Source organism: Janthinobacterium kumbetense (genome assembly GCF_023703445.1).
Taxonomy (GTDB): Bacteria; Pseudomonadota; Gammaproteobacteria; order Burkholderiales; family Burkholderiaceae_D; genus Janthinobacterium; species Janthinobacterium kumbetense.
This window is the reverse complement of record NZ_JAMQGR010000005.1, coordinates 323,018-338,608: the sequence shown is the minus strand read 5'-3', so window position 1 is coordinate 338,608 and position 15,591 is coordinate 323,018. Positions and strand designations below refer to the sequence as shown.

Below are 15,591 nucleotides of genomic sequence, written 5' to 3'. Positions count from 1 at the left end.
GTGAACGATTACTGCAATTATTTGATGCTGACACGGGAAATCGTGCCGCCGGCAACGGTCGGCAAGTCAAGCTTGGCGCCGCGCAAAGTTGCCTGCACGACACCAGGCTTGCCCACCACCAGGGTGGCCGGACCCGTGATATCGAACGTTTCCGTGCTGCCCGCCTTGACCATGCGCGAAATCAGCGGCGAGGTGCCGGGACGGCGAATTTCCACCCAGGAATCTTGCTCCACCTTCAGCACCAGCGCATTCGCGCCCACGGCAGCCGCCGGCGGCGTGACGGCGGCCGTGGCCGCTGGCGTCACGGCTGGCGTCGTTGCCGGCGCAGCTGCTGGCAGCACGGCGGCGGCCGGCGCCGAAGCGATGGCGGAGGCCGGTGCGCCCGTCTGCGTATCGTTGCCTGGCGGCGGCGGCACGGAAATCAGGGGCACGGACGGCGACTGCACGGGCGTCAAATCCTGGCCCGGCTTGATCAGGGTCGTTTCCACGGGGCCCACTTCCGCATGCGCCGCTTCTTTCTCGACATGCGCGGACAGCAGGCTGGCCGGCACATAGCCGAGTTTATAGGCGCCAAAGGCGGCCGCCACGACGACAGCCACGGCGCCGGCGATCCAGAGGGGAGTCTGGTTCGACGAACGCTGCGTCATCGACGGGAAGCGCGATTCGGAAAACGTGGCGGAAATCTCGCGCCGCACGGGTGCGGCCGGATCTTGCGCCGGCGCCGGATGGACTTCGATCATGGCCACCAGCGGCGCCGCGTCGAGGCGCACCACCTTGGCGTAGGCGCGCACGAAACCGCGCACCACGGCCACGTTCGGCAAAGCCGCCATGTCGCCCTCTTCCAGCGCGATCACCTGGCGCGGCGCCAGCTTGAGCTGGTCGGCCACCTGTTCCACCGGCCAGCCCAGCGCTTCGCGCTGCGCCTTCAACTGTGCGCCTGCCAACGCAAGATTGCCCTGGGGCTGCTGCTGAGGCGTTTCTGCCCACTCTGAATTCATTGGTATCCCTGTCTCACTCATCAAACGCCCCATTTTGATAAGCAGCATATTCGGGGGAGCTGGAATGGTGGTTGCGCAAATGCGCCCCCAGGCCAGCTTCCGCACCCGCATCCCCGAGCTTATGCTGCACCTTGATCCCGAGCCACAGCACATCGGCCGTCTGGCTCTCCATTGTTGCTATCCTGCCGAGCCGCTGCAAATAATAAGCCGCTTGCCGGTAGTCTTGCTGTTGGTAATACACGCGCACCAGGCCGGCGTTCGTCACTGCCACGTCCGGTGCGATGCGCACGGCGCGCATCAAATATGCGCCCGCACGCGGGTAATCGTTCAGGGCCAGGCTGCAAGCCCCCCCATTGTTGAGCGCTTTTTCCGGCGACACATACGCCGCATCGGCCAAGGCCGCATCGAAATACGCCAGCGATTGCGCGGCGCGTCCCGTCTGGCACAAAAACAGGCCGTAATTATTGCTCAACTCAGGATTGTGGGGCGCAAGGCGCAAAGCGTAAAGGAAATCTTTCTCAGCAGGCACAGTTTGCCGCTGGGCCGCGAGGATCAGGGCGCGCACGCCATAGGCTTGCGCATCGTCCGGCGCCAGTTGCACGGCTTGTTCCGCTTCCGCCAGGGCCACGTCGAGCTGGCCTTGCGCATAATACGCGCTGGCCAGCTGCAAGCGCAGCGCGGCACGCTCCTGCGTACTCGCCAGCGCCTCCTGGCGCAAGGCGGCGCCCGCATCGACGGGAGCGGAAGCACAGCCGACCAGCAGCACGGCCAGGCAAACAGCGGCCACAGCGAGCGAGCGTTGGTAAGCCATGCCTTCCCTCATCAGGAGCGGATTTCCACGATCTTGCCGAAATTGGCGCCAAATTTTTGTTGATACTCAGTCATCTTTTCCATGCGCTCCTGCACCCGCGTGCGGTCCTTGACTTCGCCGGCCAGCTGGCCGCAGGCCGCATCGATATCGTCGCCGCGCGTCTTGCGCACGGTGGTGATGATGCCGCCATCCATCAGCACCTGGGCAAAGGCCTTGATGCGCGGGTTTTTCGAGCGGAACAGGCCCGACTCGGGGAAGGGATTGAACGGGATCAGGTTGAACTTGCAGTTCACGCCGAACTCGCGGTCTTGCACCAGCGCCAGCAGTTCGCGCGCGTGCTCGTCGCTGTCGTTGACGCCGTCCAGCATGCAGTATTCGAACGTGATGAAATCGCGCGGGGCGAATTCCAGGTAGCGCTTGCAGGCCGCCATCAATTCCTTCAGCGGGTATTTCTTGTTCAGTGGAATCAAACCGTCGCGCAAGGCATCGTTCGAGGCGTGCAGCGAGACGGCCAGGGCCACCGGCACTTCCTGCGACAGCTTGTCCATCATCGGCACCACGCCCGACGTCGACAGGGTCACGCGGCGGCGCGACAGGCCGTAAGCGTTGTCGTCGAGCATCAATTTCAAGGCCGTGACGGTCGGCTCAAAGTTCAGCAGGGGCTCGCCCATGCCCATCATCACCACGTTGGTGATCTGGCGCTCGCCTTTCGGGCCCGGTTCGATGCCCTTGGTGCGGCGCAATTCGAATTCGGCCATCCACAGCTGGCCGATGATTTCGCCAACGCTGAGGTTGCGGTTGAAGCCTTGCTTGCCCGTCGAGCAGAAACGGCAGTTCACGGCGCAGCCGGCCTGGGTCGAGATGCACAGGGTGCCGCGGTTTTCTTCCGGAATGAACACGGTTTCCACGGCATTGCCATTGCCTACGTCAACCAGCCACTTGCGCGTGCCATCCGTCGACGTATGGTCGCTGATGATGGCCGGGGCGCGCACTTCGGCACGCGTGGCCAGCTTGTCGCGCAGCGACTTGGCCAGGTCCGTCATGGCGTCGAAATCGGAAGCGCCGAACTGGTGTATCCAACGTTGCAATTGTTTCGCACGAAACGGTTTCTCTCCCAACTCGGCGCAGTAGGCGATGAGTTGCGCGGGATCAAGGTCCAGCAAGTTGGTGAGGGTCGTCGTATTCATGATCATGTCTATTCTAAAAATCCGTCCCCGCGCGCATCCGGAGCGAAAACTCCACAGCGCAGCGGGAACAGGGGGTGATAAGTTATTTCACAGATAACGCCAGGAAATAACGTTATCTAAGGCAATTAAGCCTTCAGTTCTGGGAAGAAGTAAGCGATTTCCACTTTAGCAGCTTCGACAGCGTCGGAACCGTGTACGGCGTTAGCGTCGATCGAATCGGCGAAATCGGCGCGGATCGTGCCTTTTTCTGCTTTCTTCGGATCGGTCGCGCCCATCAGGTCACGGTGGGCCAGAACGGCGTTTTCGCCTTCCAGGGCTTGGATCATGACTGGACCGGAAACCATGAAGTCGACCAGATCCTTGAAGAAGCCGCGTTCTTTGTGCGCTGCGTAGAAGCCTTCAGCTTGTTCGCGCGACAGTTGGGTCATGCGTGCTGCAACGATTTTCAGGCCAGCGTTTTCAAAACGGGAGTAGATTTGACCGATTACGTTTTTTGCAACTGCGTCTGGTTTGATGATCGACAGGGTGCGTTCGATTGCCATGTGTGAAAACTCCAATAAAAAGTAAGGTTTAAAACGGTAAATTGATAACTCAATCAACCTTTGATTTTACCATACTCCACCCCATATCACCCAGACAGGCAGGGGGCATCTTGCCGCCCTGCCCCCGTTTAATGAAATCTTAAGCTGCTTTTTTGGCAAATTCCGGCCCTCATGCTATCCTTGGGCAAAGCAGTAATTTGAATTGACAACACGGAGGCACTATGAATCAGAACATGCAACGCACCTTTGACCTGTCGGGGGGCATGCAGCAAGTCCGCCATCAGGTCTTGCGAAACACTTACTGGCTGCTGGCACTGTCCATGATCCCGACCGTGCTGGGCGCCTTCATCGGCGTGCAGATGCATTTGCCGATGCTGACCGGCGGCATGGGTTTCATCATCTTCATGGCCGTCGCATTCGGCTTCATGTACGCGATTGAAAAGACCAAGAACTCGGGCCTGGGCGTCGCCGTCCTGCTGGGCTTTACCTTCTTCATGGGCCTGATGCTCACGCCCATCCTGACGCGCACCCTGGGCTATTCGAACGGCGGCATGCTGATCATGACGGCATTCGGCGGTACGGCCACCATCCTGGCCGTGATGGCGACCATCGCCACGGTCTCGAAGCGCGACTTCTCGGCCATGGGCAAGTGGCTGTTCGCCGGCGTGATCGTGCTGATCCTGGCATCGGTGGCGAACATCTTCCTGGGCCTGTCGGCACTGTCGATCGTGATCTCCATGGTCGCCATCGCCATCTTCTCGGCTTACATCCTGTATGACGTGCAGCAAATCATCAACGGCGGCGAGACCAACTACATCTCGGCCACCCTGCGCATCTATCTGGACGTGTACAACATCTTCACCAGCCTGTTGTCGTTGTTAGGATTTGCAGGCGGCAGCCGCGACTAAGCATTGCGCTTATACGCATGAAAATAAAAGCCGACCCTCGGGTCGGCTTTTTTACGTCTGTCGCATCTATTTACCCCTTTCCGCCACCTCCAGCAGGCAGGCGCGGGCGCGGTCCAGGGTCGGGTTGTCGCGCTGTGCCGCATACACGGCGTAGGCGGAATGCGAGAATTCGGGCGCGTCGCGCACGCGGAACAGGAGGCCCGCATCGAGATAGGGTTGCGCGCTGCCGATACGGAAGTAACTGGCGCCGCCCACGTCCAGCAGGTAGACGAGCGCCAGCGGCCCCAGCGAGATCGAGATGGGCGGGCTGCTCAGCTCCGGATACGCGGCCTGGTGATTGGCGGCGAAACTGGGGCCCCAGTCCACGTACACATACGTATCGGCCTGCATCTGGCCGTCATCGCGCGTGGTCACCATCACCAGCTTTTCCTCGGCCAGCAATTCGCTGGCCAGGCCCGGACGCTGGGGCGGGTTGTACAGCACGGCCAAGTCGAGCGAGCCGTCGTGCACGGCGTCGAGCAGGCGCGCGGGACTGTCGACTTCCGCGCGCAAGGCGATCTCGGGGCAGTCGCGGCTCATGCGTATCAGCCAGTCGCCGAGCAGCGGCTGCCACAAGCTCAGCTCGCAGCCGATGCTGACGGCGTCGTCGCGCCCCGGCGGCAAGGCCACCTGGTGGCGCGCCCGCTCCCACACCTGCACCATGGTGGCCGCGTGGCGCATGAAGCGCTCGCCGGCCGGCGTCAGGCGCGCGCCCGCCTTGTTGCGCACGAACAATTGGCGCCCCAACTGCTGCTCCAGGGTACGGATGCGGGCGCTGACGGCCGTCTGCGTCACGTGCATGCGTTCGGCGGCCATGATGAAGCTGCCGCAGGAAGCCACTTCCAGGAAGGTACGCGCTTGATTGATATCCATCAATCCATCATATCAGTTGCCGCGCATCTCAACTGACACGCTCATAGCCACCGAGCACGCCCTGCTTCGACAAGACCCATTGCCACAGCTGCAAATCGCGCGCGCGGAAGGCGCCCGCGCAGGACAGCAGATAGTATGACCACATGCGGTGGAAGCGCTCGCCCAGCTGGGCAGCAAAGCGCGGCCACGCCTGCTCGAAATTCGCATGCCAGGCCATCAGGGTCTTGTCATAGTCGGCGCCGAAGTTGTGCAAGTCTTCGGCCACAAATAAATCGTCCATGGCGTCGCCGATCTGACCCAGCGACGGCAAGTCGCCGTTCGGGAAGATGTATTTGTCGATCCACGGGTCGCACGTGGAATGGCGCTTGTTCTTGCCGATCGTGTGCAGCAGGAACAGGCCATCGTCTTCCAGGCAGCGGTGCGCCACTTCCATGAAGGTGCGGTGGTTCTTGTGGCCCACGTGTTCGAACATGCCGATGCTGACGATGCGGTCGAATTTTTCATCGGTATCGCGGTAATCCTGCAGGCGGAAGTCCAGGCGCTCGCCGCCCGGCATGCCGCGTGCATACGCGGCCTGCTCTTTCGAGATCGTCACGCCCACGCACTGCACCTGGTATTTTTCCGCCGCATAGCGCATGAAACTGCCCCAGCCGCAGCCGATGTCGAGCACGCGCATGCCGGGTTCCAGCCCGAGCTTGCGGCAGATCAAATCGAGCTTCGCTTCCTGCGCCTCGGCCAGGTTGCCCGCATCCTTCCAGTAGCCGCACGTATAAGTCATGCGCGGATCGAGCATGGCCGCATAGAAGGCATTGCCCAGGTCATAGTGCTCCTTGCCCACCATCCAGGCGCGGCGCTCCGTCTGCAAGTTGAACAGGCGCGCGTACAGGGCGTGGAAGGCCAGGCGCATGGGGCGCACATCATCGGCCACCCTGGCGCGCAGCAAATGGCAAAAGAATTCATCGAGCTGCTGCGCATCCCAGTCGCCGTCCATGTACGCTTCGCCCAGGCCCAGGTTGCCGCTGGCGAAGGCGCGCTCCGGCACGCCCGGCTTGCGCAGCTGCATGTCCCAGGCGGCGCGGCCATTCAAATGGATGTCGGCCTTCGCCAGCAATTCGGCCGCTTCGCGCGTCAGCCGCGTGTCCACGGTGATTTTCGGTGTTTGCTGCAACTGCATTGCTGCTTGTGTCGTGTGCTGCGTGTTCATGCCCTGCCGCCTCCAGATGGTTGTCGGTGCTGGCGCGCGCCGGCAAACCCCATCAGCGGCCCGGCGCAGCGCCAGCCATAAAATTATCCGCCCGCCATCGCCATCTGGATAATGAAACATCATGGTCATTCATATCAAAATAATTGCTGCAAAATGATTTGAATCAATTATTTTATGGAAATATTTTATACAAGTATGGCCCCGTAACGTGCAAAAAGCCGCCCGTAAGGCGGCTGTTCGCGGCAGGTTCGCGCCATGCGGCGCCACGATCAAAAGTCGTGATTCGATGGGTACTTGCTGTAAAAATCGTTATCCCATCTGAAATTGGTAAACGCCACCGTCATCGATACGTCGAGCGCTTCGACGAAATGCCAGCAGCCGACGGGCAGGAACAGGATCTCGCCCGGCGCCAGCACGCATTCGCGCACCTGCACGTCGGCCATCAGCGGATAGCGCCGCAGGTCGATATCGCGCCCGTCGACGGGCGTAAAGCAGTGGCGCTGGTTGTACACGCGCGCCACCTCGCAGGCGGCCATGATGCGCAGGCGCTTGCGCCCCTTGACCTGGGCCATGAAGTTGTTCGTCAGGTCGTGGTGGAATGGCGTCACCGTGCCGGCCGGACCAAACCATAGAAATCCCGTGGGGCCGCCATCCTGGCGCAGGTATTCGGGAAGCTGGCCGATATCGTCCCACAGCTCGCGCAAGGCTTGGCGGTTCTGCGAATTGTTATTCGCCGTCATGTAGAAATCGTTGGTCGCACCGCTGCTCTCGACCAGGCTGGCGTACTCGCCGAACGCCATCTTGCGCTTGTGCGCCACGCTGTTCATTTCATATTGGGCATCCGCTTCGCGGCCGAACTGCACTTCCACTTCGCGCTGCGCGTAATACTCGCGGAAATACGCGGGACTCCATTTCGCTATGGCGGGCCAGTCATCCATCATGCCCGTGATGATGACGGGCTGGTTGGTGGAATAGTATTCGTCCAGGAATTCCTGCGCGGACAGCTTGTCGCGGCGGGGAATCTCGGGGGTGCGCAGGTGGTTCAGCTTGCGCTGGATGTCGATCACCCAGTCGCGCTTGGCCAGGCGGTTCGACAGGCGCACGGCGCCGGCCAGGTAGGGACTCTGCAGCGCCAGCTCCACTTCGCGGCGCGCCAGGGCCTCCGCGATGCCGGCCTGCTGCAGCACCGGCATCAGCGCCGACGGATGGCTGCCCAGCATGAGGTTTTCCGCGATCCAGCTGCGCCACTCGCGGCTCAGCTCCTGCTCCTGCTGCTGCTCCTGTTGCTGCTTCTGCTTGACTCCGAATGTCGATACCGCCGCCATCGCCCGCCTCCCGTGTTTTTATATGAATAAGCGGCCGGACAGCATGGCTATCCGGCCGCGTCTTACGCTACATCAACATTACCGCACTTTCCACACCTCGGTTGCCAGCACGCCATTCGCGTCGCCATCGAGTTCCCACGAGAACGCGCCGCGCAAGCCCTGGTCCTTGACGTATTTCACCTTGGTGCCGATGACGGTCGGATCGTCATAGCTCCACCACTGGCCGCCCGCCCCCGTGTACAGGTACAGCTGCTTGGTCACGGGATGGTAGTAGCGCGTGCCGGCCTTGGCGACGAGGATTTTATAGTCCTCGATGCCCGACTCGTAGGTGCCTGGCGCCGTGCCCGTGGCCGCCTGGTACAGGCCATCGCCATTCGGTCCCGGCGCCACGCCCGTCCAGCCGCGGCCATAGAACGGTATGCCCAGCAGCAGCTTGTCGCGCGGCACGCCGGCGGCAATCATGTACTGCACCGCCTTGTCGCCCACGTATTCGCGCGCCATGCCTGTCGACGGATCGGCAGGGTCGGCAAACAGCTGGGCGTTGAAGTTGGTACTGTTTTCCCAGCCGCCGTGGAAGTCGTAGGTCATCAGGTTGATCCAATCCATGTACTGCGAGTACAGGGCCGGTTCCGTGTTGTCGATCTTGTCCTTGCCGGCACCGACAGCGGCCGTCAACAGGTAACGCTTGCCGTTGGCGGCGCCGAGCGCATCGAGCTGGGCGCGGAATTCCGCCATCAGCAAGGTGAAATTGCGCTTGTCGTTGGGGCTGACCGTGTTGTACGGCTGGCCGCCGCCGACCGGATATTCCCAGTCGATGTCGATGCCGTCAAAGATATTCGCCGCCGCGCCCACGCCGCCACGGCCGCCCTGCACCGGCAGGTTGCCCTTGATGTAGATGTCGATGCACGAGCGCACCATCTGCTTGCGCAGCGCATCCGTGGCGGAACCGACGGAGAAGTTCTTCGACCAGCTCCAGCCGCCCAGCGAGATGAACAGTTTCAAGTTCGGGTGCGCCGCCTTGAGCTTTCTCAACTGCAGGAAGTTGCCCGACAACGGTGCATCCCACGGGATGGCCTGGCCATCGACGGTGCGCTTCGGCGTGCGGATGTAGTCGGCCTCGGCATCGCCGCCCGTGCCCGCATCCGGCGAATTCGGATTCGTCGCGCCCGGCTCCGTCTTGGTGATCATGGCGCATTCATAGCCGCCGTTTTTCGGATAGATATTGCCGAAAGCGTAGTTGATGAAGGTCAACTTGTCGGCCACGCCGCTGGTATGCACGTTTGCCACTTCATAGTCGCGGCCATACACGCCCCATTGGGCGAAATAGGAACCGACTTCGCGGCCCGTTGGCGTCGGCGTCGGCGTTGGCGTTGGCGTCGGCGTCGGCGTCGGGGTCGGTGTCGGCGTCGGCGTCGGGGTAGGCGTTGGTGTCGGCGTGGTGCTGCAGATCTCCAGGCTGGTCCATGGCTTGCCCGTGCCGGCGGCGCCGCTGCTGGTCGACGGGTTGTCGCCCTGCGTCCAGTAATTGGCGCGGTAATTCGTGCCCGCATAGCTGACGGTGGCGCCCGCGCTGTAAGCCGTGCCGGCCACCCACGCCAGCGCGCACGTGCCGCCGGTTGGCGTTGGCGTCGGGGTGGGCGTCGGATTCGGCGTAGGCGCCGGTGTCGGCGTGGGCGTGGGCGTCGGGGTCGGTGTCGGCGTAGGAGTTGGCGTGGTGCCGCCATCGCACGTGCCGCCGGCGCTCCACAGGCTCGGCGTGGAAACGGGGTTCCAACCCGAGCCGACGTGATCGGTCTGCGTCACCAGGGCCGTGTAGTTGGCGCCCAGGTAGGTGACCACCGTGCCCGCGTTATACGTGCCGCCCTCTTGCCACGGCACGCACGCGACCACCGTGCTGGCCGCCAGCAATTGCGAACCGGCCGGCGCGCCGGCGTCACCGCCGCCGCCGCAGGCCGCCAGCACGCCACCGCTGGCCAGACATACCATCATGTTCCTGATCGTTTTCTTGAGTATTAAATTTTCCACGTTGTCTCCTGTTCAGGTTTGCGGAAATACCACTCTGCTTCAATGAAAAAGCTACCCTGTGATTTTGTTTTTTGCAGTTGCAAGAACAGCATGCTGCTGAAAAAATAGGCGGTCAAGTGGTTTTGAAGTGGCCTCAAAGTGGGCAATACCACTTTACGCAGAAAGCATCACGGCGGAGACGGACGGCGCGTTGTCCTACTGGACAAGCAAAAAAACGGCAGAGGAAGGATGAAAAAAGACGCTGGATCAGGAAAAGACAGACCAGTTTTATAACACGCTGTAAGTGGTATTGCTGTGGAGTCAGGAGAAAAGGCAGAATTTGTGCAAGCGCCCTGAATAGCCTCGGTGCGCCTGAAAAACGTTCAGAGCAAGGCGCCTTGCCGAAGACAGTACGAATAGTACGGCTAGGCAAGGCAACGCAGCTATGGACGTTTTATCAGGTGTGCCCTCAGATCAAATCAAACACCGCCATCGATTCCACGTGCGAAGTATGCGGGAACATGTTCACCACGCCCGCCTTGCTCAGCACATAACCGGCTTCCAGCGCCAGGATGCCGGCGTCGCGCGCCAGGGTGGACGGGCTGCACGACACATACACGATGCGTTTCGGCAGCAGATCCGGACGCACTTGCGACAGGCCGACCAGCGCCTGGCACAGGGCCATGGCGCCATCGCGCGGCGGGTCGACGAGGATGCGGTCGAACTTGCCCAGCGCGATCAGGTCGTCCGTCGTCACTTCGAACAGGTTGCGCGTGGAGAACGAGGTTTTTTCCGCCAGGCCATTGGCCAGCGCGTTTTCCAGCGCCCGCTCCGTCAGGGTGGTGCTGCCTTCGATGCCCACCACTTCGCTGCCTTGCGTGGCCAGCGGCAAGGTGAAATTGCCCAGGCCGCAGAACAGGTCGGCCACGCGGTCCGTCGGCTGCACTTCCAGCAGGCGCAAGGCTTTCGACACCAGCACGCGGTTGATGTGGTGGTTCACCTGGGTAAAATCGACGGGCTTGAACGGCATCTTGACGCCGAATTCCGGCAGCAGGTAGTGCAATTGCTTGTCCAGCGGATAGAACGGCACGGCCGTTTCCGGGCCTTTCACCTGCAGCCACCATTGCACGCCGTATTCGTCGGCAAAGGCCTTCAATTTCGTTTCGTCATCCGCCGTCAAGGGCGCCATGATGCGCAAGACCATGGCGGTGACGTCTTCGCCCACGGCCAGCTCGATCTGCGGCATCTGGTCGAAGATGGACAGCGAAGCAATCAATCCACGCAGCGGCAGCAGCATGGCGGAGATGTGCGGCGGCAAGATTTCACAGCTATCCATGTCGGCCACGAACGCCGATTTCTTTTCATGGAAGCCCACCAGCACGGCGTCTTTCTTCTTGACGTGGCGCACGGACAGGCGCGCGCGGTAGCGGTAACCCCACGTCGGGCCATACATGGGGCGCATGATGCTTTGCGGACGCACTTTGCCGATATGCCACAAGTTGTCTTCCAGCACGCGCTGCTTGATCGCCACCTGCGCCGACGGCTCCAGGTGCTGCATCGAGCAGCCGCCGCAATTGTCGAAATGCTTGCATTTGGGCGTCACGCGCATCGACGATTCGCGGTGCAGTGCCGTCATGCGGGCCATTTCCCAGTTCTTCTTTTTCTTGAACGTCACAAAGCTGACGCGCTCGCCCGGCAACGCGCCTTCGACAAACACGACCTTGCCCGGCGAGCCGTCTTCGTTCTCAATATGGCCAACGCCACGGGCGTCCATGTCGAGCGATTTGATTTCGATGATATTTTCTTGCATAGCGATCAATAGGTAAGAGTGGGCCAGGACGCAGGGCCGCGCTGGAACTTGAAAGAATGGGGGAAAGGTCAGGCGCCGCGAGCGGGGCGTATGATAGCAGATCGCGACAGGCAAAAGCCGCTCAAGCCCTCACCGGGCAGCAAGCCTGAGAAAATGCGCTGGGCAAGGCGCGTGGCCGAAGACAGTACGCCAGTACGGCGAGGCCATGCAACGCCGCCATGGGCGTTTTATCAGACTTGCTACAGTAAGGAGTCGCGCACGACGCCGCGTGCGGCCATGGCCCGTTTGAGCTTGATCAAGGCTTCCTGCTGGATCTGGCGCACCCGCTCGCGCGTCACGCCCATTTCCTCGGCCAGGGTTTCCAGGGTGGCAGGGTCGTCGTTGTCGAGGCCGAAGCGGCGCATGATGACCACGCGCTGCTTGTCGGGCAGCTTGGTCAGCCAGTCGCGCACCAGCACCGTCATTTCATGGTGTTCCGCGCGCGCGTCGGGGCTGTCTTCGCTGGCGCCGGGCAACATGTCCATCAGCGACGATTGCGGGTCGTTGTCGAGCGGCGCGTCGAGCGACGTGGCGTGCTCGGACAGGGCCAGGATATCCTGCACCTCTTCCACGGGACGGCCCACCAGGTGGGCGATGTCTTCCGCGGTGGCATCCTTGCCATCGTGGTGCTGGGCTTCCAGGTGGTACTTGCCGCGCAGAATTTGATTCAGTTCGCGCACCATGTGCACGGGCAGGCGCACCGTGCGCGCCTGGTTCATGATGGCGCGCTCGATGCTCTGGCGTATCCACCAGGTGGCGTAGGTAGAGAAACGGAAACCGCGCTCTGGCTCGAACTTGTCGATGGCCCGCATCAGGCCGATGTTGCCTTCCTCTATCATGTCGAGCAAGACCACGCCGCGGTTGATGTAATGCTTGGCGATCGACACGACCAGGCGCAGGTTGTGCTCGATCATGGTTTGCCGGGCTTCGAAATTGCCCTGCTTGGCGAGGGTGGCGTAATGCACCTCTTGCGCCGCCGTCAGCAGGGGCCGCGTGCCGATCTGGTTCAGATAGTGCTGGGTGGTATCGGTCGACAACTCGGCCGCCAGCACTTTTTTCAATTCATCGACACTTTCGACCAGCACGCTGACGCTGGCCACCTCGCCGCCCTCGCCCGCGTCGACGGCGTCGATGCCGTCAAGTTCGCCGGCATCGTCCGTCACGACTTCGTCTGCCCCGTCTTCCGGCAGTTCCGGGTCATCGTCCAGCTGGTCGTGCGGCGCGTGTGTCATTGCTTTACCTAACGGTTAGGCAGGAATTTCGAAGGGTCGACAGGCTTGCCCTGCTGGCGAATTTCAAAGTGCAGCTTCACGCGGTCGGCATCGGAATCGCCCATTTCGGCGATGGCCTGGCCTTTGTTGACGTTCTGCCCTTCCTTCACCAGGATGCTGCGGTTATGCGCATACGCCGACAATAAACTATTACTGTGCTTCACGATGACAAGATTACCATAACCACGGATTCCGCTCCCGGCATACATGACTTTTCCCGCGCCGGCGGCCACCACTTGCTGGCCCGCCTTGCCGGCGATATCGACGCCCTTGTTCTTGCCTTCGTCGAAAGTGCCGATGACCTTGCCTTCGGACGGCCACATCCAGCTGATCTTGTCGTCGCCAGGCGCCGATGCCGCAGGGGCTGCCGCGGCGGCGGCCGGTGCGGCGGCGACGGTTGCCGCCGGGGCTGGCGCAGGCTTGGCGTCGCCCGTGCCGCCATCGGCGCGCAATTCGGCCAGGGTGGCGTCGGAATACGCGCGCTTCTCGCCGCGCGGACCCGTTTTCTTCGGTACGACAGGCGCGGCCGGCTTGACTTCCGTCGCTGGCGGCATGACGATGGCCGACGTTTGCGCGCCGCCCGTGTCGCCATTCGGCGGCAACACGCGCAGCACCTGGTCGACCTTGATGTCGTTCGGGTTGCTCAAGTCATTCCAGGCCACCAGGTCGCGGTAATTCTGCCCGTGCTCGAGGGCGATGCGCAACAGGGTGTCGCCACGCTTGACCGTGTAATAGGCCGGGTCGCGGTCGCGCGGATCGCTGGCGGCGGCGCTGCTGCTCGAGGGGTGGCGCTCGACGACGGGCGCCTGGACGCCCGTCGTGCCGCAACCGCTCAACAGCGCGGCCAAAGTGATGCTACATAGAAGTATGTTACTTTTCTTAATCATTCGCATGTATTTATATGTCCTGCTTGCTAGCTGATCCGGGGATCATATGGTGCCCGGGCGCAAAGGTACGAAATGGCAATCTTCCAGGGTTTGGCTAGTCCATTCCATTTTCCCCACCCGGGTAATGAGTTGTAAGTGTTGCAATTTAGCCCCCACCGGCGCAACCAGACGCCCGCCGGGCGCCAGCTGTTCCAGCAGGGCTTGCGGGACTTCCAGGCCGGCTGCGGCAAGGATGATCCCGTCGAAGGGCGCCGCCTGCGGCAGGCCAAGCATACCATCTCCGTACTGCAAGCGCAGATTCGACACGCGCAGCGGGCGCAAATTCGCCTTCGCCAGCTCGTGCAGGGGCCGGATGCGCTCGATCGAATACACCTCTTTCGCCACCAGCGACAGCACCGCCGCCTGGTAACCGCAGCCCGTGCCGATTTCCAGCACGCGCTGCAACGCCCCGCCCTGGCGCATCACTTCGATCATGCGCGCCACGATGTACGGCTGCGAGATGGTCTGGTGGTGGCCGATGGGCAGGGAGGCGTCGATATACGCCTGCGACGCCAGCGCCTCGTCCATGAACATGTGGCGCGGCACGGCTTGCATGGCGTCCAGCACCACCTGGTCCTTGACGCCCTGTTTCGCGATGCGCGCCACCATGGCACGGCGCACGGCCTCCGAAACGAGCGGATTTTGCCGCGGCGGCGACACCGCCACCGGCTGCGCCCGCTCATTGGCGATGGCCTGGGCCCGCGACGGGGCGATAGGCACAGCGCCATGGTGCGGCGCCCCGCCGCGCGCCGCGCTCTGCGCCGCATTCTGCGTGGCCGTCTGCGGCGTGGCGATCCTGGACTGGGCCAGCGACTGCCCCCCGCCCTGCCTGGCGGGCTTGCCGGCCAGCGAATCGAGGGACAGGGGGAAGGTGCGCGGCTTATCGGTCATGGTTATCGGTCATCGTGAGCGGTCATGCCAGGCCTTTTGCCAGTGCATCGAGTTGGGTGGTATGGGTCAGGTCGACCTGCAGCGGCGTGATCGATACTTGCCCATGTTCAACAGCATGGAAGTCCGTGCCCGGCCCCCCCTCCTTGGCGGCGCCGGCGGGGCCGATCCAGAAGATTTCACGGCCGCGGGGGTCGAGCGCGCGGATCACGGGTTCGGCCGAATGGCGCTTGCCCAGGCGCGTGGCCACCACGCCTTGCATTTGCTCGTAAGGAATCGCCGGGATATTCACGTTCAGCAGATACGGTTTCTGCAGGGCGTCAAACTGGCGCTCGACGATTTCCCTCGCCACGCGGGCGGCCGCGTCCAGGTTGGCCCAGCCAAACTGCGACTGGGAAAAGGCGATGGCGGGAATGCCGAACAGATAGCCTTCCGTGGCGGCGGCCACGGTGCCCGAATACAGGGTGTCGTCGCCCATGTTGGGACCGTTGTTGATGCCGGAGACCACCAAATCGGGGCGCTCGATCAGCATGCCCGTCAGCGCCACGTGCACGCAGTCGGTGGGCGTGCCGTTGACAAAATAAAAGCCATTGGCGGCCTTGTGCACAGACAAGGGCCGGTCCAGGGACAGCGAATTGGAAGCGCCCGAACGGTTGCTGTCGGGCGCCACCACGACGATGTCGGCAATGGGGGCGAGCGCGTCGGCCAGGGCCGCCAGGCCAGGCGCCAGGTAGCCGTCGTCGTTACTGATAAGAATTCTCATAAC

At 62.3% G+C, this 15,591-nt stretch carries 14 protein-coding genes; 1 reads left to right on the top strand and 13 read right to left on the bottom strand.

Annotated elements, in window-relative coordinates; genetic code table 11:
* Nucleotides 1-17: 17 nt before the first annotated feature.
* The 4 genes from NCG91_RS17020 to ndk form a co-directional block, all read right to left on the bottom strand.
* Complete coding sequence (locus NCG91_RS17020) at nucleotides 18-944, bottom strand: helix-turn-helix domain-containing protein (protein WP_354004623.1); 927 nt, start codon at nucleotides 942-944, stop codon at nucleotides 18-20.
* 67 nt (nucleotides 945-1,011) lie between these two features.
* Nucleotides 1,012-1,809, bottom strand: a complete 798-nt coding sequence (gene pilW / locus NCG91_RS17015; RefSeq protein WP_251350506.1) for a type IV pilus biogenesis/stability protein PilW — start codon at nucleotides 1,807-1,809, stop codon at nucleotides 1,012-1,014.
* Nucleotides 1,810-1,820: 11 nt separating this feature from the next.
* Nucleotides 1,821-2,996: a dual-specificity RNA methyltransferase RlmN gene (rlmN, locus tag NCG91_RS17010; RefSeq protein ID WP_034752035.1), complete on the bottom strand. Its 1,176-nt coding sequence runs from the start codon at nucleotides 2,994-2,996 to the stop codon at nucleotides 1,821-1,823.
* A gap of 125 nt (nucleotides 2,997-3,121) precedes the next feature.
* Entirely contained in the window at nucleotides 3,122-3,538 is a 417-nt protein-coding gene (gene ndk, locus NCG91_RS17005) for a nucleoside-diphosphate kinase (RefSeq protein WP_034752036.1), read from the bottom strand.
* Nucleotides 3,539-3,759: 221 nt separating this feature from the next.
* Between ndk and NCG91_RS17000 the strand changes: the two genes are divergently transcribed.
* A complete protein-coding gene (locus tag NCG91_RS17000) occupies nucleotides 3,760-4,446 on the top strand; it encodes a Bax inhibitor-1/YccA family protein (RefSeq protein WP_034752039.1) in 687 nt (228 codons plus the stop codon).
* A 66-nt stretch (nucleotides 4,447-4,512) separates the two neighbouring features.
* Here the strand turns inward: NCG91_RS17000 and NCG91_RS16995 are convergent, their stop codons facing one another.
* The 9 genes from NCG91_RS16995 to surE all read right to left on the bottom strand — a co-directional run bounded on the left by NCG91_RS16995 (nucleotide 4,513) and on the right by surE (nucleotide 15,588).
* Nucleotides 4,513-5,358: a LysR family transcriptional regulator gene (locus NCG91_RS16995; RefSeq protein WP_251350505.1), complete on the bottom strand. Its 846-nt coding sequence runs from the start codon at nucleotides 5,356-5,358 to the stop codon at nucleotides 4,513-4,515.
* Between the two features lie 28 nt (nucleotides 5,359-5,386).
* Nucleotides 5,387-6,532: a cyclopropane fatty acyl phospholipid synthase gene (gene cfa / locus NCG91_RS16990; RefSeq protein WP_099667083.1), complete on the bottom strand. Its 1,146-nt coding sequence runs from the start codon at nucleotides 6,530-6,532 to the stop codon at nucleotides 5,387-5,389.
* A 299-nt stretch (nucleotides 6,533-6,831) separates the two neighbouring features.
* Nucleotides 6,832-7,887: a cupin-like domain-containing protein gene (locus NCG91_RS16985; RefSeq protein ID WP_251350504.1), complete on the bottom strand. Its 1,056-nt coding sequence runs from the start codon at nucleotides 7,885-7,887 to the stop codon at nucleotides 6,832-6,834.
* 78 nt (nucleotides 7,888-7,965) lie between these two features.
* A complete protein-coding gene (locus tag NCG91_RS16980; RefSeq protein WP_354004622.1) occupies nucleotides 7,966-9,912 on the bottom strand; it encodes a glycosyl hydrolase family 18 protein in 1,947 nt (648 codons plus the stop codon).
* A gap of 448 nt (nucleotides 9,913-10,360) precedes the next feature.
* Nucleotides 10,361-11,701, bottom strand: coding sequence for a 23S rRNA (uracil(1939)-C(5))-methyltransferase RlmD (gene rlmD / locus NCG91_RS16975; RefSeq protein ID WP_099667081.1), 1,341 nt, complete (start codon nucleotides 11,699-11,701; stop codon nucleotides 10,361-10,363).
* 239 nt (nucleotides 11,702-11,940) lie between these two features.
* Nucleotides 11,941-12,972 (bottom strand): RNA polymerase sigma factor RpoS, encoded by a 1,032-nt coding sequence (gene rpoS, locus NCG91_RS16970; protein ID WP_077407335.1) that lies wholly within the window; start codon nucleotides 12,970-12,972, stop codon nucleotides 11,941-11,943.
* A gap of 8 nt (nucleotides 12,973-12,980) precedes the next feature.
* Nucleotides 12,981-13,898 (bottom strand): peptidoglycan DD-metalloendopeptidase family protein, encoded by a 918-nt coding sequence (locus NCG91_RS16965; RefSeq protein ID WP_251350532.1) that lies wholly within the window; start codon nucleotides 13,896-13,898, stop codon nucleotides 12,981-12,983.
* Between the two features lie 42 nt (nucleotides 13,899-13,940).
* Nucleotides 13,941-14,828, bottom strand: a complete 888-nt coding sequence (locus NCG91_RS16960; protein WP_251350503.1) for a protein-L-isoaspartate(D-aspartate) O-methyltransferase — start codon at nucleotides 14,826-14,828, stop codon at nucleotides 13,941-13,943.
* A 22-nt stretch (nucleotides 14,829-14,850) separates the two neighbouring features.
* The gene (gene surE / locus NCG91_RS16955) at nucleotides 14,851-15,588 is read right to left on the bottom strand and encodes a 5'/3'-nucleotidase SurE (RefSeq protein ID WP_251350502.1); all 738 of its coding nucleotides are present in this window, start codon (nucleotides 15,586-15,588) and stop codon (nucleotides 14,851-14,853) included.
* Between the last annotated feature and the right edge of the window lie 3 nt (nucleotides 15,589-15,591).